Origin of the sequence: Roseateles sp. YR242, assembly GCF_900109745.1 — a bacterium.
Taxonomy (GTDB): domain Bacteria; phylum Pseudomonadota; class Gammaproteobacteria; order Burkholderiales; family Burkholderiaceae_C; genus Roseateles.
Genome location: NZ_FOAV01000025.1, coordinates 1 through 21,872, shown reverse-complemented (window position 1 = coordinate 21,872; position 21,872 = coordinate 1). Strand labels below are relative to the sequence as shown.

Annotated in this window: 21 protein-coding genes and 1 tRNA gene; 10 read left to right on the top strand and 12 right to left on the bottom strand. The window is 64.7% G+C overall.

The annotated features are described in order from the left end of the window. Window positions 1–427 (top strand): Csu type fimbrial protein (locus BMY53_RS24925; RefSeq protein WP_143074239.1); only part of this gene is annotated, 427 nt, incomplete at its 5' end. 136 nt (window positions 428–563) lie between these two features. Here BMY53_RS24925 and BMY53_RS24920 read toward each other — a convergent pair. From BMY53_RS24920 to BMY53_RS24900, 5 genes are all read right to left on the bottom strand, one after another. Beyond that, window positions 564–1,535, bottom strand: coding sequence for an amidohydrolase family protein (locus BMY53_RS24920; RefSeq protein ID WP_092949834.1), 972 nt, complete (start codon window positions 1,533–1,535; stop codon window positions 564–566). Window positions 1,536–1,555: 20 nt separating this feature from the next. Further along, a complete protein-coding gene (locus BMY53_RS24915) occupies window positions 1,556–3,106 on the bottom strand; it encodes a methyl-accepting chemotaxis protein (protein ID WP_092949832.1) in 1,551 nt (516 codons plus the stop codon). An 84-nt stretch (window positions 3,107–3,190) separates the two neighbouring features. Next, on the bottom strand, window positions 3,191–4,270 hold the full coding sequence (locus BMY53_RS24910; protein WP_092949830.1) for a porin: 1,080 nt from the start codon (window positions 4,268–4,270) through the stop codon (window positions 3,191–3,193). Between the two features lie 156 nt (window positions 4,271–4,426). Next, window positions 4,427–5,734 (bottom strand): dicarboxylate/amino acid:cation symporter, encoded by a 1,308-nt coding sequence (locus BMY53_RS24905; RefSeq protein ID WP_092949828.1) that lies wholly within the window; start codon window positions 5,732–5,734, stop codon window positions 4,427–4,429. A 753-nt stretch (window positions 5,735–6,487) separates the two neighbouring features. Further along, entirely contained in the window at window positions 6,488–6,979 is a 492-nt protein-coding gene (locus BMY53_RS24900) for a hypothetical protein (protein ID WP_092949826.1), read from the bottom strand. A 209-nt stretch (window positions 6,980–7,188) separates the two neighbouring features. On the opposite strand from BMY53_RS24900, the gene BMY53_RS24895 reads away from it, so the two are divergent. Then, window positions 7,189–7,764, top strand: a complete 576-nt coding sequence (locus tag BMY53_RS24895) for a GNAT family N-acetyltransferase (protein WP_092949824.1) — start codon at window positions 7,189–7,191, stop codon at window positions 7,762–7,764. A gap of 14 nt (window positions 7,765–7,778) precedes the next feature. Here the strand turns inward: BMY53_RS24895 and BMY53_RS24890 are convergent, their stop codons facing one another. Next, on the bottom strand, window positions 7,779–9,512 hold the full coding sequence (locus BMY53_RS24890) for an acetate--CoA ligase (RefSeq protein ID WP_255370374.1): 1,734 nt from the start codon (window positions 9,510–9,512) through the stop codon (window positions 7,779–7,781). 289 nt (window positions 9,513–9,801) lie between these two features. Then, complete coding sequence (locus BMY53_RS24885) at window positions 9,802–10,344, bottom strand: GNAT family N-acetyltransferase (RefSeq protein WP_092949822.1); 543 nt, start codon at window positions 10,342–10,344, stop codon at window positions 9,802–9,804. Between the two features lie 60 nt (window positions 10,345–10,404). Here BMY53_RS24885 and BMY53_RS24880 point away from each other — a divergent pair, with 60 nt between their 5' ends. Further along, window positions 10,405–11,355, top strand: coding sequence for an alpha/beta fold hydrolase (locus BMY53_RS24880; protein WP_092949820.1), 951 nt, complete (start codon window positions 10,405–10,407; stop codon window positions 11,353–11,355). 85 nt (window positions 11,356–11,440) lie between these two features. Here the strand turns inward: BMY53_RS24880 and BMY53_RS24875 are convergent, their stop codons facing one another. Further along, on the bottom strand, window positions 11,441–11,914 hold the full coding sequence (locus BMY53_RS24875; RefSeq protein ID WP_092949818.1) for an acyl-CoA thioesterase: 474 nt from the start codon (window positions 11,912–11,914) through the stop codon (window positions 11,441–11,443). A gap of 249 nt (window positions 11,915–12,163) precedes the next feature. On the opposite strand from BMY53_RS24875, the gene BMY53_RS24870 reads away from it, so the two are divergent. Further along, window positions 12,164–13,072, top strand: coding sequence for a ParB N-terminal domain-containing protein (locus tag BMY53_RS24870; RefSeq protein ID WP_092949816.1), 909 nt, complete (start codon window positions 12,164–12,166; stop codon window positions 13,070–13,072). Between the two features lie 10 nt (window positions 13,073–13,082). Here the strand turns inward: BMY53_RS24870 and BMY53_RS24865 are convergent, their stop codons facing one another. Continuing rightward, window positions 13,083–13,400: a DUF4212 domain-containing protein gene (locus BMY53_RS24865; RefSeq protein ID WP_092949815.1), complete on the bottom strand. Its 318-nt coding sequence runs from the start codon at window positions 13,398–13,400 to the stop codon at window positions 13,083–13,085. A gap of 169 nt (window positions 13,401–13,569) precedes the next feature. Between BMY53_RS24865 and prfB the strand changes: the two genes are divergently transcribed. The 3 genes from prfB to BMY53_RS24850 all read left to right on the top strand — a co-directional run bounded on the left by prfB (window position 13,570) and on the right by BMY53_RS24850 (window position 18,730). Continuing rightward, window positions 13,570–14,674, top strand: a protein-coding gene (prfB, locus tag BMY53_RS24860) for a peptide chain release factor 2 (RefSeq protein WP_143074238.1) whose coding sequence is annotated in 2 segments (ribosomal slippage) — window positions 13,570–13,650 and window positions 13,652–14,674 — 1,104 coding nt in all. Because the reading frame shifts where the segments join, the coding sequence is not laid out codon by codon here. Between the two features lie 171 nt (window positions 14,675–14,845). Further along, window positions 14,846–17,647, top strand: coding sequence for an aminopeptidase N (gene pepN / locus BMY53_RS24855; RefSeq protein WP_092949836.1), 2,802 nt, complete (start codon window positions 14,846–14,848; stop codon window positions 17,645–17,647). 66 nt (window positions 17,648–17,713) lie between these two features. After that, window positions 17,714–18,730 carry a class 1 fructose-bisphosphatase gene (locus BMY53_RS24850; RefSeq protein ID WP_092949813.1) on the top strand — a complete coding sequence of 339 codons (1,017 nt, stop codon included), beginning with the start codon at window positions 17,714–17,716 and terminating at the stop codon, window positions 18,728–18,730. Window positions 18,731–18,848: 118 nt separating this feature from the next. On the opposite strand, the gene BMY53_RS24845 is transcribed toward BMY53_RS24850, so the two are convergent. Both BMY53_RS24845 and BMY53_RS24840 read right to left on the bottom strand, forming a co-directional pair. After that, entirely contained in the window at window positions 18,849–19,796 is a 948-nt protein-coding gene (locus BMY53_RS24845) for a hypothetical protein (RefSeq protein WP_092949811.1), read from the bottom strand. 398 nt (window positions 19,797–20,194) lie between these two features. Continuing rightward, a tRNA-Thr gene (locus tag BMY53_RS24840) sits at window positions 20,195–20,270 on the bottom strand. Between the two features lie 353 nt (window positions 20,271–20,623). Here BMY53_RS24840 and BMY53_RS26845 point away from each other — a divergent pair. The 3 genes from BMY53_RS26845 (at window position 20,624) to BMY53_RS26600 (ending at window position 21,569) form a co-directional block, all read left to right on the top strand. Further along, window positions 20,624–21,010, top strand: coding sequence for an HNH endonuclease (locus BMY53_RS26845; protein WP_143074237.1), 387 nt, complete (start codon window positions 20,624–20,626; stop codon window positions 21,008–21,010). 66 nt (window positions 21,011–21,076) lie between these two features. Further along, window positions 21,077–21,295, top strand: a complete 219-nt coding sequence (locus tag BMY53_RS26605; protein ID WP_255370373.1) for a type VI secretion system amidase effector protein Tae4 — start codon at window positions 21,077–21,079, stop codon at window positions 21,293–21,295. Then, window positions 21,264–21,569 (top strand): T6SS effector amidase Tae4 family protein, encoded by a 306-nt coding sequence (locus tag BMY53_RS26600; RefSeq protein ID WP_310732130.1) that lies wholly within the window; start codon window positions 21,264–21,266, stop codon window positions 21,567–21,569. The genes BMY53_RS26605 and BMY53_RS26600 overlap by 32 nt, the downstream gene beginning before the upstream one ends. Window position 21,570: 1 nt before the next feature. Here BMY53_RS26600 and BMY53_RS24825 read toward each other — a convergent pair. Further along, on the bottom strand, window positions 21,571–21,872 hold a 302-nt coding region (locus BMY53_RS24825), incomplete at its 5' end, for an integrase core domain-containing protein (protein WP_143074236.1).

The window sequence follows — 21,872 nt, the reverse complement described above, 5'->3', positions numbered from 1 at the left end:
CACGACCTTTCAGGTCACCGCCACCGTCATCACCTCGTGCAACGTGTCCGGCGCCGCCCTGAACTTCGGCAACACGGTGGACCCGCTGAACACCTCGGTGCCGCTGGATGCCACCTCCACCCTCACGGTGACCTGCTCCAACACCACGCCCTACGCCGTGGCCCTGAACGCCGGCCTCAACGCCGGTGGTGCTTCCAACTTCACCGCCCGCACCATGAAGAGCGGCGCCAACACGCTGGGCTATCAGCTCTACCTGGATTCCGGCCGCACCACTGTCTGGGGCGACGGCACCGCCAGCTCCAGCAGCAAGAGCGGCACCGGCAGCGGCAGCGCCCAGACCCTCACCGTGTACGGCCGCGTTCCCATGCTGGCGAACGTGGTGCCTGGCAGCTACACCGACACCGTGACGGTCACCATCACCTACTGATTCATCGACTGAACCAGGCCTGCCTCAGCTCACCCATCTGCGTTCGCACCCGGTCATGGGCCCAGGTGCACCTGCTCGCCCGGTTGAATCGAGGCCGTTGTGTCGGCCAGTTGCTGGGGTTCCAGGGCCGCCACCCTCACTTCCTTCCCGAAAACACCTGCATCCCCGTTTCGCGAAACACCTGCCTGGCTTCATCCGGGGTCAGAAGCGCGGCCGAAGCCTTCGCCATGCTCACCATGTCTTCATACGGCACCAGCGTATTGCCCTGGTCCGAACCCCACATGATCTTCCTGGCGCCGTACAGGTCCACGGCGTGCCGCAGGAAACCGGTCGGGTCCACGCCCTTGCCCTTGGCCGTCAGGAAGTTGACGCTGGTCACCTTGAAATAGACATTGGGCAGCGCCAGCGCCTGATAGACCGCGCTGAAACCAAAGTCCGGCGCACCCTTCGCTTCAGGCCATCCCATATGGTCCAGCACGATGCGCACATGCGGGTACTGCTTGGCGAGGTCCGGAACACGTGCCGCCAGCGCATCGGCCGTGGCTCGGGACTGCTCCCCCCGTAGCGGCGGGAACAGCACCACCGCCAGTTGCCGCCGTTCCGCAACATCCCAGATCTGCTGCGCCAGAGCGCTGTCCAGCCAGGGGAAGCGCCCACCATCGTCCCGGGTGATGGGCATGCGGATGCCGACCACGCCCTGCGTCTTCGCCATGCTGTCCAGCGTCTGCGGCGCGCCCTTGTCCGCCAACGACAGAATCACCACCGGGTGCACACGGGCCGCATGCTGCGCCGCCACGTCCAGCAGGTAGGCGTTGTCGCTTTCATAAGCAGCGCTGTACTGCACGCCGACGCCGGATTCCACGCCATTGCGGTCCCAGATCTCGAAGACACGGGCGCTGGTGCTCGGCCGGCTCAGGACGATCTCCTTCATCTTCTCCGGCCCCATATAGGCCTTCTCAGCGTGCAGCGGGTAGCGCGCGAGGTCGTCGGAGTAGAAGTGGGCGTGGGTGTCGTAGAGCTTGAACGCGAAGTCCTGCCCTGATTTTTCCTGCGCGAACGCGAGGCTGCTCACCAGCAGGGGCAGCACAAGGACCAACAGTTTCTTCATGATGCGTTTCCTTCCTTGCTTCAGTTCAGGCGGAATTCGCCCACCACATCCGCCAGCTTCTGCGCCTGGTCGCGCAGGCTCTCGGCAGCAGCGGACGATTGCTCAACCAACGCGGCGTTCTGCTGGGTCATCTGGTCCAACTGACCCACGGCGACATTGATCTGGACGATGCCCAGGTTCTGCTCGTTGGCAGCCACCGCGATCTCGCCCACGATATCGGTCACACGCTGAACGCCGCTCACGATGTTGTGCATGGACTCGCCAGCCTGCCGCACCAGGTGGGCGCCCGCCTCGACCCTGTCCAGCGACGCATTGATCAGCACCTTGATTTCCCGCGCCGCTTCGGCGCTGCGTTGGGCCAGCGTACGGACCTCACCGGCCACCACCGCAAAGCCCCGGCCCTGCTCGCCGGCCCGCGCGGCCTCAACGGCTGCATTGAGCGCGAGGATATTGGTCTGGAAGGCGATGCCGTCGATCACCCCAATGATGTCGCCGATCTTCTTGGAGCTCGCATTGATCTCATCCATGGTGGAGACCACCTGGCCCACGACGGACCCGCCGCCCGCTGCAGCATCCGACGCTGCACTGGCCAGCTGGCTGGCGCTGCGTGCGGCATCGGCCGTCTGACCCACCGTGCCTGTGAGCTCTTCCATAGCGCCGGCCGTTTCCTCCAGGTTGGAGGCCGTCTGCTCGGTACGTGCGGAGAGGTCCGAATTGCCGGTGGCGATCTGGGTGCTGGCGGTGGAAATGCCGTCGGCCACCCCACGCACCTGGCCCAGCGCGTTCTGCAGCGCCAGCCGCATGGCATCCAGCGCCCGCAGCAGCCGGCCCGTCTCGTCAGCCGCGTAGTGCGCACGGGCCTTGCCGCGCAGGTCCATGTCGGCAATGGCGCGCGCCATGCGCTCGGCTTCCACCAGCGGGTGAATGATGCTCCGCCCCAGGATCACGGCCAGGAACAGCCCCAGCACCAGCGCGCACGCGGCGCTGGTCAGCAGCAGGGTGTTGGTGTGGCGGCGCAGCGCCTGCACCTGCTGGGCACTCTGGTTGAGCTGGGCGCGCTGCTCCTGCGCCAGCGCCTGCACCGTGCCGAGGTAGACCTTCGACCCCGGCTCCAGCTTCTCCTGAAAGACCTTGAGCGCCGCCTCGGCGTTCCCTTCCTTCTTCAGGCGGTAGACATCATCGCGCGCCGCCAGATAGGCCTTGCGCTGCTCGCCCACGGCCGCAAAGAGGCGTTTCTCCTCGGGCGTGTCGATCATGGTCTCGAGCTCCTTCTGCAGCTCGTTGGTCCGCTTGATGCCCTCGGCGCTGATGGGCGCGAGATAGTCACCCAGCGTCTGGTCCGCACTCTTGGCAATGGCGGTGGTGCGCTGCACACCGCCGAAGGTGTGCATGTACCAGTCCGACGCCAGGCGCTCGGCACGGAGGTGGTCGTTCATCATCAGTTCCACATGCTCGCTGAGCGTGCGGATCTGGGAGACGGCGAACAGGCTGCTGGCCAGGCACAGCAGCAGGATCACACCCAGCACCAGGGCCAGGCGCTTGCGAATCGACAGGTTGTTGAGCAGTGACATGGTGGGTCTATGCCTTCCCCGGTGGGGGAACTGGTAAGCGGAACGTGCACGCGGGTGGCGTGCACGATGCTGAAGCGCGCGGGCTTAGAACGTGTGGCGAATGCCCACGCCGTAGGTGTTGCCGCCGTCGTGCCCGGTCAACTTGTCCCAGGAGTAGATCGCGTAGATGTTGGTGCGCTTGGAGAGCGTGTAGTCGTAGCCCGCCGTGGCGGTGTCCCGCGTGGTCTTGGCGAGGCCGGCGGTGTCGCTCTTGGTTTGGGCCCAGTCGAAGAGGATGGCGCCCTGGAGCGTCACCGGCACCGAGGTACCCAGGGACCAGGTGCGTGCCGTGAGGTCGGTGCCCTCGTTGTGCACACGTGCCACGGCGCCATAGAACTTGGCCCATGAAGCGTCATACGCCACGCCACCCAGGTAGGCGTACTGTTCGGTCGCCGGGGCCACGATGGCGGTACGGTTGCGCTGCATCGACAGCACGGCCGTGAAACCGTCCTTGTCATAGACCAGATGAGCGCCCAGGTTGTTGATGCCGCCCTGCCCGGCCACTTCGCCCACGCCGTAGATCAGCGAGCCGCTGACGCCTGCCACCTTGGGCGATTGGTACTTGATGGTGTTGTCCCACACCGTGTCGCCGACGATGGCGCCGCCATAGGTGGCCACGAAGGTCTGCAGCACCAGGGGCGAGAACACCACCGAGGAGCCATAGGGGTTCACCAGCTGCATGGCGGTGTAGGTGGGGTTGGTCTGGCGCCCCAGGGTCACCGCGCCCAGGCGGGTGTTGCTCAGGCCCACATAGGCATTGCGTGCCCAGCCACCATCCTTGGTGCTGCGGCCCAGGCCGCCGTTGTCCGGCTGGAAGAAGCTCTCCAGCGCAAACACGGCGGAGGTGCCGTCACCCAGATCATCCTTGCCACGGATACCCCAGTAGGACGTGGTCAGGCCACCGCTGCCCACCTGCTTCAGCGAGGACGTCATGTCGCTGCGCTGAAGCGAGTCCGCATAGATGCCGATCAAGCCGTAGAGCTGTACCGAGGAACTGCCGCCGGAAACCTCCGTCTGCGCAAGCGCGGGAGACAGGGCCATGGCGCTGGCCAGGCCGATGCTGGTGAAGGCGGCAAGCCGCCGGTGGGTGTTCTTGGTGGTGGACGTGGTGGTGGACGCGGTCATGGGGTATCTCCGTTCAATGTTATGAGGACGTCAGGCCCTCTCGTCCTGACGGATCGCCGCGGTGGTGTGGGTTTTTTTTCGCCCGCGGCCAGCGATGGAAATTCGCTGGCGCCGCCTCGTGAGGTCGGGAGGTTCGGCGCCAGATGGGATGGACCTTCAGCGTCCTGCCAGGGCCTGCTTCAGGCGGTCGCGGTCCAGCTCGCGCTCCCAGGCGGCGATGGCCACGGTGGCCACGCCATTGCCGATCGTGTTGACCAGTGCGAGGCCCGTGCCCATGAAGCGATGGATACCGAGGATCAGCACCATGCCCGAGACCGGCACCACCGGGATCACCAGCAGGGTCGACGCCAGCATGACGAAGGCGGCCCCGGCCACGCCACTGGCCCCCTTGGAGCTCAGCATCGCCACGACGATGAGCGTCATCTCCTGCATGAAGCTCAGCTCGACGTTGAAGGCCTGGGCAATGAAGAGCACGGCCATGGTGAGGTAGACGTTGGTGCCATCCAGATTGAAGGAGTAGCCGGCCGGCACCACCAGGCCCACCACCGGGCGCGAGCAGCCCATGGCCTCGAGCTTCTGCAGCATCTGCGGCAGCGCGGCCTCGGAAGAGCTGGTACCCAGCACGATCAGCAGCTCGTCCTTGATGTAGGACATGAAGCGCAGGATGGAGAAACCCAGGTAGCGTGAGATCAGGCCCAGCACCACCAGCGTGAAGAAGGCCAGCGTGACGTAGAAGGAGAGGATCAGTTTCACCAGCGGGCCGAGCGAGCCCACGCCGTATTGGCCGATGGTGAACGCGATGGCGCCAAAGGCCCCCAACTGGGCCACCTTCATGATGATGCCCACGATGTTGAAGAAGACGTGGGAGATGCGGTCGATCAGGTCATAGACCGGGCGGCCCTTCTCGCCCATGGCGGAGAGCCCGACGCCGAACAGGATGGACACCAGCAGGATCTGCAGCACGTTTCCGGAGGCGAAGGCATCCACGAAGGTGTTGGGGATGATGTGCAGCAGGAAGTCGGGGACGCTTTGGTTGTGGGCTTGCGTGGTGAAGCCGGCCAGCGCTTTCGAATCCAGCTTGCTGGGGTCGAGGTCAAAGCCCGCGCCCGGCTTGAACAGATGTCCGGCGAGCAGGCCGATCACCAGGGCGACGGTGGACACCACCTCGAAGTACAGCAGGGCCTTGCCGCCGACGCGACCGACCTTGCGGATGTCCCCCAGGCCCGCGATGCCGGCCACGACGGTACAGAAGATCACCGGGCCGATCACCATCTTGATCAGGTGAATGAAGCCATCGCCCAGCGGTTTGAGCTGCACGGCCACCGAGGGCCAGAAGTGGCCCACCAGCACCCCGGCCACCACGGCGACGATCACCTGGAAGTAGAGCGCGCGGTAGAAAGGCTTGCGATTCGCGGGTGGTGCGGCCACCGGGGCGACCCCGGTGTCGAGGTGAGCTTCGGACATGAGTGAGGATCTCCGCGTGACCCAGCGCAACACCGACGCAAGAGGAGCCGGCGCCGGTTCAACACCCCGCACCGGCGCAACGGCCCCTGGTGCTGCGTTCAGCCACCATGGCCCCTGCGGCGGGCGGAACTCGATCCGCTGCCGTTGGTCTGTCTCCTCACACGCCGACGCACGCTGTTGCTGGTCGGTTAACTTCTAATGGGTGCGATTCTTCGCAGCCACCCGGAGTGCCGACAAGGCATGGCTCGGCGCTAACAGCTATGCCGATTTTGAATAGCTGGAAATACTGCACACTCGGCGCGATGAATCCGCCGCAAGATCGAAGCGGAAGCCGGCTTTTTTAAGCTGTTGGGAACTTTTTGGTCGAATCCCGGTTCACTCCCACGATGCAACCGAGTGCTACATCGCTGGGCGAAGGGCGACTCGCCTCATGGTGAAAGACACAAACACGCCGCGGTGGGCTCACCTGGCGCGTCCGACCGGACGATGCACCTGCGATTACAGTCATGAAGCCCCGGCAAATCGGACTTCCGGGTATTGCCATCGGTGGGCTGACACTGAAAGGCCTGCCAGACTTGTGCATGGCACTGGCCGCCCGCCGTGGCTGGGCTCGCTGCTCGCGATGATCGCGTGCCTTCGGCGGTGGCGATTGAGAGAACGCGGCAGGGATTACCGTACGGCTAAGTAGGCTGCTTGCGTGCAACAGCCCTGCAGCTATTGGATGGCAATCAGAGCAAAGCCCATAAAGCTACGCTAGACGTTGCAGGGGCCGTCGCCGGCTGGCTCGGGATAGAAGTGCTGATAGGCCCCCGTCTTGAGCCGCGCCACCACGTCCGTCGGCGGCCTTACCAGGCCCACATAGGCCGAACGATATGTACCGACCAAGGCCCCGATCTCTTTGGGCTTCGTGTCCACTGTCCACACCCACCAGTTGTTGGAGACCTTGATCTCGGGGTCGCCGCAGTCGTTGGTATCTCGAAACAGCACACCCGACAGCGGCAGCGGCGGGGCATGCCCCACCTTCTCCCAGCACTTCATCTTGATCCCCAGAGGCAAGCTCACATGCGTGTAGAAAGAAACAGGCAGGCCCACCACCGCCTCCACCTTTTCATCTTGCGGGCCGCCTTCGAAAACGGCGATCACTTCACTGTTGAGCTGATACGGGTCAGTGCCGAGAAACTGAAAATACCGCTCCACGCCCGCCGGGGCGAAGCTATAGATATCTCCAGGAAGCGACTTCTTCATGGCTTTCACCTGATTCCTAGCTAGGGAATCTCTGCACAACTCCCGCGAGCCGAGGTGGCCCTGATTCGGGATGGGGCGCAAGGCGTTATCTTGTTGCTCAACTGACCACCATGCCGTTGAAGGCGATAGATATTAATTAATCTGGATCTGCTCCCGGATTCGGGCTTCCTCCATGCCCGTGATGCCGCGAACCGTGGCTACGATAGATCATGTCCAAAGCCGAAGCTCATACCGTCGCGCCGCCCTTCCATCCCACGGTGGCCATCCTTCTTCGGCCTGCGGAACCCGACGACGCGCTGTGCCTCGGCGTCTTGGCGACCCAGGTCTGGCTGGACACTTATGCCAAGCCAGGCATTCGAACGTCGTTCGCGCAATACGTTCGCAGTGCCTTTGCCTCGGAGGCGATGCTGGCCCTGATCAAACAGCCAGATGTGCGCCTGGTCGTCGCCGAGTGCGAGGGACATCTCGTCGGCTTGGCACAGTACACGCTCCGCAGGCCACCACCTCTGGCGCAGCCGTGCGAGGCGGCAGAACTCGACCGGCTCTATGTGCAAGAGCCCTTCACCGGCAAGGGCGTTGGCGCTCGGCTCAATGCGCGGGTGGAAGCTGAATGCGTTTCTCTCGGTACGACGACGCTCTGGTTGCAAGCCTGGACTGGCAATGCCCGCGCGCTGGCCTTTTACGCGCGCCACGGTTACGCGGATGTCGGCACCACGTTCTTCGAGATGGACGGGGAACGGCACGAGAACCGCGTGCTCGCGAAGTCGCTCTCATCGACGCGCTGACTGCCCGAGCATGGTCACCCCTGGGCCCTTGCCGCCAACCGCTCTGCTTCCAGTTGCCGCAGCACCCGCCGCTGCAGCTTGCCCGTTGTGGTCATCGGCAGGCTGTCCAGGAACTCGATTTCCTTCGGGTACTCATACGGCGCCAGTCGCCCCTTCACGAAGTTCTGCAGCGTCGCCACGAGGTCGGCCGACCCCACATGGCCGGGTGCCAGCACCACAAAGGCTTTCACGATGGCGCCGCGCTCGGCATCGGGCTTGGGCACCACCGCAGCATTGGCCACGGCCGGGTGCTTCACCAGGCAGTTCTCGATCTCCCCGGGCCCGACGCGATAACCGGCCACCTTGAACTGGTCGTCCGAGCGGCCCTCGTACCAGAGGTAGCCCTGCGCATCCATGCGCGCCAGGTCGCCGGTGCGGCACCAACTGTCCAACGGATCCCCGGTGAACTTGGCCCGCGTCGCGTCCTCGTTGTTCCAGTAGCCCAGGAAGAACACCGGATCCAACGCGCCATGGACATCGCGGCGGTGCACCGCAATCTCGCCCAGCGTGTCCGTCGGGCACTCCTGGCCCGCATCGTCGATCACCGCCACACGGTGCCCCGGATAGGCCCGACCCATGCTGCCGGGCCGCGCCGGCCACAAGCGCGCGCAATTGCCCACCACGTAGTTGATCTCGGTCTGGCCGAACATCTCATTCACGGTCAGGCCCAGTTCGTCCTTCACCCAATGGAACACGGCGTCCCCCACCGCTTCGCCGGCACTCATGATGGCCTGCAGGCGCAGGTCATAGTGCTCACGCGGATGTGGGCAGGCCTTCATCATCGCCTTCAGCGCCGTGGGAAAGAGGAAGGTGTGGCTGATGCGATAACGCTGCATCAGCTCGAATGCGCGCTCCGCAGAAAAGCGCCCCTGGTAGCCCAGGATCGGCCGGCCGAAGTACAGCGACGGCAGCAGGGCATCCATCAGCCCACCGGTCCAGGCCCAATCGGCAGGGCTCCAGAACACGGCATCGCTGGTGGCCTTGGGGTCACGCGGGTCGAAACCGAACCAGTTCTGGCTGGCCACGAAGCCCGTCAGGTTGCCGATCAGGGCCCGCTGCGGAATCAGCGCGCCCTTGGGGGCGCCCGTGGTGCCGCTGGTGTAGATGAGGATCGCCGGATCATCGGCGGCGTTGGCACGGGGCTGGAAGCGGGCATCTTCAGCCTGCAGCGCGGCCATCCAATCCGTCTCACCCTCCTGCAATGACGGCTCGCCCACCACCAGCAACTGGCGCAAGGCCGGGCACGCCGTGCGAATGCCTCGCAGGTTCTCCAGCGCGCCCGCTTCGACGATGGCCAGGCACGCGCCGCTGTCCTGCAGCCGGTAGGACAAGGCATCCGGCCCGAACAGCATGGACAGCGGCATGGCCACCGCGCCCAGTTGATTCAAGGCGATGTGCGCGACGGCGGTCTCGAAGCGCTGGGGCATCACCAGCGCCACACGGTCTCCCGCGCCAACACCCAAGCGTTGCAGGGCATTGGAGAGGCGGTGCGCAGCCCGCTGCAGTTGGCCATAGCTGTAATGCGCGCGGCAGCCACTGTCACTCTCGGAGAGGATGGCCGGCGCATCCGGCGTGTCACGTGCCCAGCGGCCACAACACAGTTCGGCCACGCTGATGTGTTCGGGCAGTTGCCACTGGAACCTGGCGTGCATGTGCGGGTAGATGTCGCCCACTGCGGAACTGTCACTGGCCGGGTGCCTCGCGGTCATGGGCCTCTCCCTCTGAAACAAGAGCGTGGATGCTAGCGAGCACCGCACAACGGGTCTTCATGGAAAGCCCGTAGCAAAACGGACGGCGTACCCTAAGCCCGAAACCACCTCTTCAGGCGTTTGCACCGGTTGAGGGCGGTGCGGCGTCATCGGTGTCCCAGCTCGGGGCGTCTACTTGAGTACGCTGCGGGGCGCGGCCTGCAGAGGTGCTCCCAGAGCGTCCCCCAGAAGACGCGCCCTCAGGGCGTCCGCTGGAGGGCGCCTAGGACATCCGCTGGAAGAAGCGCCCTCAAGGCGCGTAGCGGTGAAGCGATTCCCCGGAGAGACGGCACAGGCGCCAGTCCGGCAGGAGCGTGGCGCCCATCTTCTCGTAGAAGCGAATGGCGTTTTCGTTCCAGTCCAGCACGCACCATTCGAAACGCCCGTAGCCCCGTTCGTTGGCGATGCCCGCCAGCAGGGTCAGCATCCGGCGGCCCAGGCCTGCGCCTCGGTGCGCGGGCTTCACATACAGGTCTTCCAGATACAGCCCGGGTTTGGCCAGGAAGGTGGAGAAGTTGAGGAAGGTGAGCGCAAACGCCACCACCTCACCAGATTGGTGCTCCGCCACCCAGGACTCCGCCACGGGTTTCTCACCGAACAGGTGTGGCGCCAGCGCCTCGGGCGTGAGCGACAGCAGATGAGTGAGGTTTTCAAACTCGGCCAGTTCAGTGATCAGGCCCACCAGCGCCGGTACGTCCGCCGGCCGCGCTGGACGGAGGATGTACAAACCATCTTCGCCCTCGGCCAGGGGGTGCGGGATGACTGGAGAAGGGGTGGGAGACAGGTCGTTCATGGGCCCCATTGTCTCCATGGCGAAAGCAAGGCGCACCGGGTTTGCCTACAGTCGGAGGCCATGAGCACCGACACCGCCCCTCCCGCCGCACTGCCCGCCCCTCCCCCAGAGCCCTATCTTGTGCGCCGGCCGCATCGCAGCGAGTTCGTCACGCTGCGTGGCCTGCGCCACCACCTGCTGCACTGGGGGCCGGCGCCCACGCCTGGTGACACGCGCCCGCTGCTGGTCATGGTGCATGGCTGGATGGATGTGGGGGCCTCGTTCCAGTTCATGGTGGATGCCTTCCGCGAGGACCGCGCCGTGGTGGCGCTGGACTGGCGGGGTTTCGGGCTGAGCGACGGCAACGGTGGCGACGCCTACTGGTTCCCCGACTATCTGGGCGACCTGGATGCCCTCCTGGACCATCTCAGCCCCGAGGCGCCGGTGGATCTGCTGGGCCACAGCATGGGCGGCAATATCGCGATGACCTATGCCGGTGTGCGACCCAAGCGCATGCGCAGGCTGGTCAACCTGGAAGGGTTCGGCCTGCCTGACACCATCCCGGAAATGGCGCCCGCGAAGCTGGCGGATTGGCTGGACGAATTGAAGACACCCCAGCGGCTCAAACCCTATGACTCGGTGGACGGCGTGGCACAGCGCCTGATGACGACCAACCCGCGCATCTCGCCGGACAAGGCCGCCTGGCTGGCACCGCATTGGTCCAGGCAGGGCGACGACGGTCGTTGGCACATCCTGGGCGACCCGGCCCACAAGCGCACCAACCCCGTCCTGTACCGGCGGGCGGAGGCCCTGGCTTGCTGGTCACGCATTGAAGCGCCCACCTTGTGGGTGGAAGGCAGCGAGACCGACATGACCCGGTGGTGGGGCAACCGCTATCCGCGGGAGGATTTCGAGACCCGGTTGAGCGTGGTGCCCCAGGTGCAGCGGGTGACCCTGCAGCAGGCCGGCCACATGCTGCATCACGACCAGCCCGAAGCGTTGGCGCGGGCGGTGCAGGAGTTTCTCGGCTGAAATGCCTTTGGCCGGGTCGGCACTGTGGGCGGAGGTGCGTCAGCTGAGCTGGGTCGGCGCCGAGTTTCCCTTGGCCATACGGCCTTCAAGCGCCCACCACCGCCGACTGATAGATCTCGACAAATTCCGGCGGCATACGCCGAGGGCGCCAGGTGCTGATCTCGATGCAGACCAGCTCCCAGCGGCCTCGCATGAGCGTCTGCCCGTCCGCCACACGCCGCAGCTGAAACCGACGCTCCATGGCCAGCTTGCCATCCCCGGCGGTCAGCCAGGTGCCCAGCACCAGAGCTTCACCTTCAAAGGACGGGAGCAGGTAGTCGTACAGCCCTTGCCGGATGGCCATGGCCCGGTCCAGGCGCCGGTAGTCGTCCAGCGCCAGGCCCAGGTGCTCGGAATGGGACCAGGCCACACGTTCGCACCACCGCACATAGACCGCGTTGTTGGTGTGGTTCAGGCCGTCGATATCGGCGGGCTGAGGCGACATGTCCAGGCGGTGAGGGTGGGGATAATCCCAGCCTTGGCCCAAGGGGCCGGTATCCGGCGCAACAACCACCGCCATTCATGTCTCCTGTCACAAGTTGGGCGCAGCTTAGCCGAGGGCCCGCCGCAAATTGGGCAGAATGCCGCCCCTTGATTCTGTTGCGACAGCGGCCTGCGCGGCTGTCGCCCAGGCGGCATCCGGTGCTCGCGCCCTCCCCGGCGCGCGCGCTGGCCGCCCGCCCGCTGGACTGAACCGTCCGGCGCGGCAGTCTTGCCACCGCGTTGTCGCCCGCCAGCGCCCTTGTCTGATCCTGTCTCCGGTTTCCTCATGAACATCACTGTCAAAGAAGAGCTTCGCATCTATATCGACCCGCTGACCGAGGACGAATATGCCTCCCTGGAGCGCAGCATCCTGGCGGAGGGTTGCCGCGACGCGCTGGTGTTGTGGGGTGATGTGCTGGTGGACGGCCACAACCGCTACAGCATCTGCTCCAAGCATGGTCTGCCGTTCCAGACGGTGCAGAACACGCGGTTCAAGTCGATGGAAGACGTGCACCTGTGGATGATCGACCAGCATCTGGGACGCCGCAGCGTGTCGGACTTCCAGCGCGGCGTGCTGGCCCTGCGCAAGAAAGAGATTCTGGAGACGCGGCGCCTGGCCGTGCTGGACAAGCCGGCGCATGAGTTGGCCGCCACGGGCGACGCGCCTTGGGACGGTGAAGCTACTCTCGCCGAAAGCGCTGCGGGCCAGCCCACCGAGGCAGCGGTGCCGGCGGCCCCGCCCCTGAAGAGCCGCGAGGCCATTGCCAAGGCGGCGCGCATCAGTGCGGCCACTGTGAGCCAGATCGAGAAGATCCAGAAGGCGGCGGCGCCAGCGCTGGTGGCGGCGGTCAAGGCGGGGGAGGTGTCCATCAGTGCGGCAGCGGTCATCGCCGAACTGTCGGCCGATGAACAGGCGGCGGCGGCAGCGGGCGGCAAGAAGGAACTGCGCCAGGCAGCCAAACGGGTGCGCGAAGCCAAGAACGGCAAGAAGGGTGTTGGCGACGCCGTGGCCGATGTGGCGGTGGAAGTGCTGGGCGTGACCACCAATGAAGACGGCGACCTCGACTCCGATCCGCGCGTGGCGTTGCTGCGAGCGCAAGTGAAGGCACTGCAGGACGAAAACGGTCAGTTGCGCACGCAGGTGTCCGACCTGCAGGCCCAACTGGTGGCCGCCCGGCAGGGCACGGCGGCCTGAGCGCGGGCGCTCAGAACTCGGACGGCGGCAGCGCCGGGGGCGCTCTCGACAAAGCGGCCTCGTGCTGGTTCATCACCCTCGCATAGCCAAACACGATCAGGCAATAGACCAGCAGCGCCCCCTGCGCGCCCACCCAGAAGCTGAACGGCCAACCGAAAAAGTCAAAGCTCAGGTCCCGCGCAAACCAGGCCACGCCGAAGGTGACGCCGCCCCACACCAGCAGCAGCGACAGGGTCAACAACCCCACCAGCCGGCCCGAGGCGCGGCGCGGGCGCAGGCCGCCCGACGGTGGGTCGCCACGTTGGGGGACAGGGGTTGTTTCAGCCATGTTGGCATCTTAGGCAGCCCAGGGCCGGGCGCATGAGAAAATACCCAGCTTCACCCGTTGCCCGGGAGGTTTTCCCCTCCCCGGCCCGCCCCTGACGTGCGCCAGCGCCCCGGGGCGATCAGGCAATGGGCCAGTTGTCAGGGGAATCATCCCCGTAGATCCAGAAATCATGGACATCGAACAAATCAATGCAATCGGCAACGCCCTGACCGATCTGCAAGCGCGTACCGACGCGCTAAGGGGGTATCTTTGACTACGACCGCAAATCGCTGCGGTTGAACGAAGTCAATGCCGCGTTGGAGAACCCCAACGTCTGGAACGAGCCCAAGCGCGCTCAGGAACTGGGCAAGGAAAAGCGCACCCTGGAGCAGGTGGTCGAAACCATCAACCACCTGACCACCAATCTTGCGGACAACCTCGAACTCTTCGAGATGTCCAAGGAAGACAACGACATCACCGGCCTGCAGACCATCGAGGCTGACGCGGCCAAGCTGGCCGGCAGTGTGGAAGAGCTTGAATTCCGCCGGATGTTCAACAACCCGGCCGACCCGAGCAACTGCTTCATCGACATCCAGGCGGGTGCTGGTGGCACCGAGGCGTGCGACTGGGCCGGCATGCTGCTGCGCCAGTATCTGAAGTATTGCGAACGCAAGGGCTTCAAGGCCGAGGTGGAAGAAGAAACGCCCGATGAAGTGGCCGGCATCAAGAGTGCCACCATCAAGGTGGAAGGCGAATACGCTTTCGGCCTGCTGCGCACCGAATCCGGCGTGCACCGCCTGGTGCGCAAGAGCCCGTTCGATTCCTCCGGTGGCCGCCACACCAGCTTCGCGTCGCTGTTCGTCTACCCGGAAATCGATGACTCGATCGAGATCGACATCAACCCGGCCGATGTGCGCGTGGACACCTACCGCGCCAGCGGTGCCGGTGGCCAGCACATCAACAAGACCGACTCCGCCGTTCGCCTGACCCACATTCCGACCAACATCGTTGTGCAGTGCCAGGACAGCCGTAGCCAGCACAGCAACCGCGATGTGGCCTGGCGCCGCCTGCGTTCGCGTCTGTACGACCATGAAATGAAGAAGCGCATGGCCGAACAGCAAAAGCTCGAGGACAGCAAGACCGACGTGGGCTGGGGCCACCAGATCCGCAGCTATGTGCTGGACCAGAGCCGCATCAAGGACCTGCGCACCAACGTCGAAATCTCCAATACCCAGAAGGTGCTGGATGGGGATCTGGACCTGTTTATCACCGCCTCCCTGAAACAAGGCGTCTGAGCCCGTGGCGCGCCCCGCTCTCCCTGATGCGCGACCCGATCCTGCACCCGCGCTGCGCGGTGCAGGATCGAGCCGCCCTCGACGGGAGCGCCACGCCCTCAGCCCAGCGCTTTTGTTGAAGGTTGTTTTGCGGGGGTGCATTGCACCTCCCATTTTTTAAGGATGCCCGCCATGCGTGAAGGCACTGTCACCCTGATCCGCCGCGAAGATTACGTGGCGCCCATCTTCTGGATCCGCACCGTCGACCTCACCTTCGACCTGGACCCGGCCAAGACGCTGGTGACCAGCAAGATGCAACTGGAGCGCAACGCCGCCGTGCCACTCGGCCCGCTGCGCCTGCACGGTGAAGACATCAACCTGCTGCGCGTGCTGATCAACGGCGAAAGCGTGTCCTTCCGCCAGGAAGGACACGAGCTGATCATCGACAACGTGCCGGATGCGGACTTCACGCTGGAGATGCGCAATACCTGCTGCCCCGAGAAGAACACGTCGCTCTCCGGCCTGTACACCTCCGGCGGCGGTTTCTTCACGCAGTGCGAGGCCGAAGGCTTCCGCCGCATCACCTATTTCCTGGACCGCCCCGATGTGATGGCGGTCTACACGGTCACCATGCGCGCCGACAAGCAGCGCTTCCCGGTGCTGCTGTCCAACGGCAACTTGCTGGAGACGGCTGACCTGGACAACGGCCGCCACCTGGCCAAGTGGCATGACCCCTTCCCCAAGCCCAGCTACCTGTTCGCCCTGGTCGCCGCCGACCTGGTGGCGCGCGAGCAGCGCATCCGCACCCGTACCGGCAAGGACCACCTGCTGCAGGTGTTTGTGCGCCGTGGCGACCTGGAGAAGACCGAACACGCGATGAACTCGCTGATCGCTTCCGTGGTGTGGGATGAAGCCCGCTTCAACCTGCCGCTGGATCTCGAACGCTTCATGGTGGTGGGCGTGTCCGACTTCAACATGGGCGCCATGGAGAACAAGGGCCTGAACATCTTCAACACATCGGCCCTGCTCGCCTCGCCCGCCACGGCCACGGATGCGGACTTCCACCGCATCGAATCCATCGTCGCCCACGAGTACTTCCACAACTGGACCGGCAACCGCGTGACCTGCCGTGACTGGTTCCAGCTGTCCCTCAAGGAAGGCCTGACCGTCTTCCGGGACCAGGAATTCAGCATGGATATGGCCGCCACGCCCAGCGCGCGCGCCGTCTGCCGCATCCAGGACGTGCGTGCCCTGCGCTCCATGCAGTTCCCGGAAGACGCCGGCGCCATGGCCCACCCGGTCCGCCCGGACATCTACGCCGAGATCAACAACTTCTACACGCCCACCGTCTACGAGAAGGGTTCGGAAGTGGTGCGCATGTACCAGACGCTGGTGGGCCGTGAAGGCTTCGGCAAGGGCATGGCGCTGTACTTCGAGCGCCATGACGGCCAGGCCGTGACCTGTGACGACTTCGCCCAGGCCATCGCCGATGCCAACCCCGGCTCCGCGCTCTCCACCCGCCTGGACACCTTCAAGCGTTGGTACTCGCAGGCCGGCACGCCCCGCCTGCAGGTCCGCGGCCAATACGACGCCCAGGCACGCACCTACACCCTTGCCCTGCAACAGGTGAACCCGCCCAGCCCCGGCCAGACCGAGAAGCTGCCGCAGGTGATCCCTGTCGCGCTGGGCCTGCTCAGCCGCGAGGGCGCTGCCCTGCCGCTGCAACTGCAGGGTGAAGCACAAGCCGTGGGCACCGACCGCGTGCTGGTGCTGGACAGCGCCGAGCAGCAGTTCGTCTTCATCAACGTGGACACGGCGCCGGTGCCCTCGCTGCTGCGCGGCTTCTCCGCGCCGGTGGTGCTGGACGACGGCCTGGGTGACGACGAACTGCTGGTGCTGCTCAAGCACGACAGCGACGCCTTCAATCGTTGGGAAGCCAGCCAGCGCCTGGCCCTGGCCCGCCTGCTGACGGCCGTGCGCACCGGCCAGCCCCTGCACCTGGACGACGCCTACCTCGACGCCATGCGCGCCGTGCTGCGCAGCACGGATCTGGACCCGGCGTTCAAGGCCCTGGCCCTGCAGCTGCCGGACGAGGCCTACATCGCCGAACAGCTGACGGTGGTGGACCCGCAAGCCATCCACCGCGCCGTGACGCAGGCTCAGGAGCAACTGGCCGCCGCGCTGCAGGCCGACTGGGCCTGGGCCTTCGAGGCCCATCAGGTCACCGGTGGTTATCAGCCGGACCCGGTGCAAAGCGGCAAGCGTGCGTTGGCCAACCTGGCGCTGAACATGCTGGTGCTGCATGCCACCCGCAGCGGTGACGGCGTGTGGCCGGGCCGCGCCTACCAGCGCTTCAAGGACGCGACCAACATGACTGACCGCATGGGTGCCCTGTCCGCCCTCGTGCAGGCGCATGCGGCGCTGGCCGAGCCGGCACTGGAACGCTTCCATGCGCAGTTCAAGGGCGAGGCCCTGGTCATCGACAAGTGGTTCGCCCTGCAAGGCCGCGCCACCGAGCTGGATGGCAAGACCTTTGCACGCGTCAAGCAACTGGCCAAGCACGCGGACTTCACGCTGAAGAACCCGAACCGGGCCCGCAGCCTGATCTTCTCGCTGTGCCTGTTCAATCCGGCGGCGTTCCACCGCAGCGATGCGGCGGGCTACGTGTTCTGGGCCGAGCAGGTGCTGGCGCTGGACGCGATCAACCCGCAGGTGGCCGGCCGCCTGGCCCGTGTCATGGACCGCTGGACCACGCTGGCGCTGCCCTACCGCAGTGCCGCGCGTGAAGCCATCGCGCGCGTGGCCGCCAAGCCCGACCTGTCCAACGATGTGCGCGAGATCATCGAGCGCGCCCTGGCCATGGACGCGCAGTCCGAGCCCGTGCGTGCTGCGGCCCCCACCCCTGCCGCTACGCCCACCCACCCGGCCACCGACGTGCCGCCTGCCGTCGTGATCGACGTGACGGGCAGCGATCCGTCCGCGGTCCAGGGCTGAGGCCGCTGGCTGCCACTCCCCCGCTCGCCCCGGGGGCTACAGATTTGCAACCATCCGGAGAAGTTCATGAGTAGTTCACGCGTCAGCCTGACCCAGTACCTGGTCGAGCAACAGCGGCTGCATGGCCACATTCCGTCGCAACTGCGGCTCCTGATCGAGGTGGTGGCACGCGCCTGCAAGCGCATTGCCATCAACGTGAACAAGGGCGCGCTGGGGGATGTGCTAGGCACCGCCGGGTCGGAGAACGTGCAGGGTGAGGTCCAGAAGAAGCTGGACATCATCGCCAACGAGGTGCTGATCGAAGCCAACGAATGGGGCGGCCATCTGGCGGCAATGGCCTCGGAAGAGATGGAGGGCATCTATGTGGTGCCCAACCGTTTCCCGCAGGGTGAATACCTGCTGATGTTCGACCCGCTGGATGGCTCCAGCAACATCGATGTGAACGTCTCCATCGGCACTATCTTCTCGGTGCTGAAGAAGCCCGAGGGCAGCAAAGGCGTGAGCGAAGAGGACTTCCACCAGCCCGGCACCGCCCAAGTGGCGGCCGGCTACTGCGTGTATGGGCCTCAGACCACGCTGGTGCTGACCGTGGGCGACGGTGTGGCCATGTTCACGCTGGACCGCGAGCAGGGTTCCTGGGTGCTGACCGCCGATGACGTGCGCATCCCGGAAGACACCAAGGAATTTGCGATCAACATGTCCAACCTGCGCCACTGGGACGAGCCGGTGAAGCGCTACATCGACGAATGCCTCGCCGGTGAAGAAGGCCCGCGTGGCAAGAACTTCAACATGCGCTGGATCGCCTCCATGGTGGCGGACGTGCATCGCATCCTGACCCGTGGCGGCATCTTCATGTACCCGTGGGACAAGCGCGAGCCCAACAAGGCCGGCAAGCTGCGCCTGATGTATGAAGCCAACCCGATGGCCTTCCTGGTGGAGCAGGCCGGCGGCGCGGCCACCAATGCGCATGAACGCATCCTGGACCTGAAGCCGACCAAGCTGCATGAGCGGGTGTCGGTGGTGTTGGGGTCGAAGAACGAGGTGGAGCGCGTGACGCGTTATCACCGGGAAGCGAAGAAGTAAGACGCTTCGCTCCCCTGCACTTCGGTGCAAACAAAAGGCCGCATCAGCGGCCTTTTTTCATGGGGGTCTCACTCGGGCATGAGGAGCGCATGAAGAGCTCCGGGCGCCACGGGCAGCGTTATTTGATGGTCTCGACGTATTTGTTGTACTGGGTCTGCGTCTGCTTGACGCCGTTCCGAAGCCCTTCGTCCAGCGCAACCGCCTGAGCCCCCAGCTCATCGATCCTGTTAGCACGTGCCCGGAAAGCGGTCAGCACCTGATCGTCGTCGAAGACGAGATGCGCTTCGTTGCTGTGCTGCAGGGTAAAGTGCCGGGTGTTCTGGTCCAGCAAGGTCAGCAGGGCATTTCGTTCTGCCGTCATCTGGCCTGCCACGCGTTCGAGATCATCAAAATACTTGCGAAGCTTCGTCGTGTTGGCGAGGTAGGCATTGATGTAGGTGTCGGAACGCAGGCCGGCCTTGCGCGTGGCCTCACGCATCTGCCCCTCGCCGCGAGCGACGAGATCGCGCCCGGTGGCCAGATATTCGCGCAGGGCTTCCCGGCTGGCCTTGATCTTGCCGCGGGCGGTGCGACGACCGGCCTCCGACCCCAGGGATTCCGAGTTGAAGGCCTCATCGAGATTCAACGCGGCCATTTCCGCCTCGAAGGCTCGCGAGGCGGCCACCATGGCGCGCGACTGCCCCGCCTCGGCCAGCAGCACCGGTTCCATGATGCCGACCTTGGCGGCGCGGATCTGCGCATCCGACACGACCTGCCCATTCATCAGCGCGTTCATCAACGGCGCCGACTTCTTGACGCTGGACTCCATCCAGTAGGTGCTGCTGCTCTGCCAGGCCTGTGCATTGATGCCCACCACGAAGAGCACCGCCGCGGCGAGCGCGGTATACCCGTAGGCCCAGCGGGCGATGGCGCGGACCACGCCATAGGCGATCAGGCACAGGACCAGCCATGCGCCCGCCCAATAGGTGGCGGAGGCATTGGCATCCAGCTGCACCCGCCACATCTGCACATTGGCGGCGATCACACCCAGCACGATCAGCATCACGTTGAGCACGATGATGGGCATGCGTGACTTGCGCTGGGGCCCGTCGACTGATGCAGAGCGATCGGCTGCTGTGTCCCTGAGTTGCTTTTCCATGAGTTCCCCCTCGCACTTCATGCCGGGTACGCTTGCTTGAGGCTCGGCCCAGCCCGGCACGGCTGCAGCATTGATGGCAGCTCGTTTTATCGATGAGGCGGTAGTGTCGCCGCGCGAGTGGCCTCCATGCGCACAAGCGTGGCGGACTCGCTTCATCATTTGGGGTGATAGACGCAGGCGCTATGAGGCCTGGGTGACTTCCTTCACGATTTTGTCGTGGCTCGGCTCAGGCCCGATGCGCCGCCTCGTTTCCCCAGGCAGCAGGTTTTCCGTCACCAAAGCAAAAAGGCCCAACACCTTTCGGTGCTGAGCCTTTTGACTTTGTTTGGTGCCGATGAAGAGAGTCGAACTCCCGACCTTCGCATTACGAATGCGCTGCTCTACCAACTGAGCTACATCGGCCTACCCCGGGAAACACGGTGTTTTTACTACCGCTGCTGCTGTCGCCTTGCCTCGGTGATGCAACTTTTGATGCAACCCCTTGTGGCTCGGTGATGCAACTTGCATCCCTTGAGAAGACCGCGACTATAGCAGAGTCTTTGGCACAACTTCAAGACGTCGCGAACGTGCGACTTCGAGCCAGGGGGCTCACCCCCTTGCGTTCTTCACACGAGGTCACCAGAATCAGTTCTGCATCGGGTCGGGAGACCTGATCCGTCAGCCTGCATGGGCCGACCCGCCGCGTATCGCATGAGCCGGCGCCCGCTGTTCCGGAATCTCTGGGCATCGGGGACTTTCCATCACGGAGTCCTCTTATGTCTGGAAATATGCCGAACAACCACGTCCGCAAAACCCTTCGCGCCCAAGCCTTCTCTCGCCAAGATGGCCGTTGCCACTACTGCAAAGTCCGCATGTGGCTGCACTGCCCAGAGGAACTGGGCCTGCCTCTCAACCGAGCCGCCAAACTGAGGTGCACTGCTGAGCATCTGCAAGCCTTGTGCGACGGGGGCCAAGATCACCCCGACAACATCGTCGCCGCTTGCCTGCGCTGCAACGAGATGCGCCATCGCATGCACCCGGCCCCTGACCCAGTCAGGTATGGCAAGCACGTGCAACGCCTACAAAGAGCGAAGCAGTGGCACAGGCAGTACATCCTGGCCGCCGGCCTCTTGCCAGCAAGTGAAGTTAGTCACCCCAGGTAGCGCCCGCACGCCGACATCACAGGCCCAGAATCGAGCAGATAACAAGTTTGCTGTCAGGGAGTTTTGATGCCGACGTTTGCTGAGCTTTGGGCCAATCATCCGACTATCAAGGGTGATGCGCCGCTGCTGGACACCAAGGTGTACGAGAACCAGTGCGCAATCAACATGTCCGCGTCACTGATGCGAAGCGGCGTGGGTCTGAAATCGTTCACCGGCCGCGCGGTCATGGGAGAAGGACAAGCCGAAGTACCCAATCCGAGCAGAAGAGCTGGCCGGGTGGCTTGAGAAGAACGCTGCCCTCCTCCCAGGCAAGATCACGAAATTCACGGGCAAGGATGTCCCTGGGTCGTTCGACAAGATCAACGGCAAGACAGGCGTGATCTTCCTGAAGAACTACTATGGCCCGGGTCAAAGCGGCGACCATATCGACCTGTTCAGCAAGAACCGGATGACCAACCTGTTCTCGTGGTTCCGTATCGCTACCGGCTTCTCGTACGAAGGACGGTTCAGCGACTACAAGATGAACCGCCCCGGCAATCGCGGAGGCCTGTTGGTTTAAGTCAGACGGTCGCGGCCTGACCAGCGCGTTGTCGATGGTAGTTGGCCTCGAACTCGGCCGGCGGGATGTAGCCCAGCGGCTCCATCAATCGGTGGTGGTTGAACCAAGCTACCCATTCCAGCGTTGCCAGTTCCACCGCCTGCTTGGTCTTCCACGGTCCGCGCCGGTGGATCACCTCAGCTTTGTAGAGCCCGTTGATGGTCTCGGCCAGGGCGTTGTCGTAGCTGTCGCCCTTGGAGCCCACTGATGGCTCAATGCCGGCTTCGGCCAAGCGCTCGCTGTATCGAATGGACAGGTATTGCG

Bases quoted from the DNA above. Each gene is read 5' to 3' on its own strand.
- BMY53_RS24910 (WP_092949830.1), bottom strand. From the start codon at position 4,270: ATGACCGCGTCCACCACCACGTCCACCACCAAGAACACCCACCGGCGG.
- BMY53_RS24895 (WP_092949824.1), top strand. From the start codon at position 7,189: ATGTCCAAAGCCGAAGCTCATACCGTCGCGCCGCCCTTCCATCCCACG.
- BMY53_RS26605 (WP_255370373.1), top strand. From the start codon at position 21,077: ATGCCGACGTTTGCTGAGCTTTGGGCCAATCATCCGACTATCAAGGGT.
- BMY53_RS24885 (WP_092949822.1), bottom strand. From the start codon at position 10,344: ATGAACGACCTGTCTCCCACCCCTTCTCCAGTCATCCCGCACCCCCTG.
- BMY53_RS24890 (WP_255370374.1), bottom strand. From the start codon at position 9,512: ATGACCGCGAGGCACCCGGCCAGTGACAGTTCCGCAGTGGGCGACATC.
- BMY53_RS24870 (WP_092949816.1), top strand. From the start codon at position 12,164: ATGAACATCACTGTCAAAGAAGAGCTTCGCATCTATATCGACCCGCTG.
- BMY53_RS24905 (WP_092949828.1), bottom strand. From the start codon at position 5,734: ATGTCCGAAGCTCACCTCGACACCGGGGTCGCCCCGGTGGCCGCACCA.
- BMY53_RS24900 (WP_092949826.1), bottom strand. From the start codon at position 6,979: ATGAAGAAGTCGCTTCCTGGAGATATCTATAGCTTCGCCCCGGCGGGC.
- pepN (WP_092949836.1), top strand. From the start codon at position 14,846: ATGCGTGAAGGCACTGTCACCCTGATCCGCCGCGAAGATTACGTGGCG.
- BMY53_RS24850 (WP_092949813.1), top strand. From the start codon at position 17,714: ATGAGTAGTTCACGCGTCAGCCTGACCCAGTACCTGGTCGAGCAACAG.
- BMY53_RS24880 (WP_092949820.1), top strand. From the start codon at position 10,405: ATGAGCACCGACACCGCCCCTCCCGCCGCACTGCCCGCCCCTCCCCCA.
- BMY53_RS24915 (WP_092949832.1), bottom strand. From the start codon at position 3,106: ATGTCACTGCTCAACAACCTGTCGATTCGCAAGCGCCTGGCCCTGGTG.
- BMY53_RS24865 (WP_092949815.1), bottom strand. From the start codon at position 13,400: ATGGCTGAAACAACCCCTGTCCCCCAACGTGGCGACCCACCGTCGGGC.
- BMY53_RS24920 (WP_092949834.1), bottom strand. From the start codon at position 1,535: ATGAAGAAACTGTTGGTCCTTGTGCTGCCCCTGCTGGTGAGCAGCCTC.
- BMY53_RS24875 (WP_092949818.1), bottom strand. From the start codon at position 11,914: ATGGCGGTGGTTGTTGCGCCGGATACCGGCCCCTTGGGCCAAGGCTGG.
- BMY53_RS26845 (WP_143074237.1), top strand. From the start codon at position 20,624: ATGTCTGGAAATATGCCGAACAACCACGTCCGCAAAACCCTTCGCGCC.
- BMY53_RS24845 (WP_092949811.1), bottom strand. From the start codon at position 19,796: ATGCCCATCATCGTGCTCAACGTGATGCTGATCGTGCTGGGTGTGATC.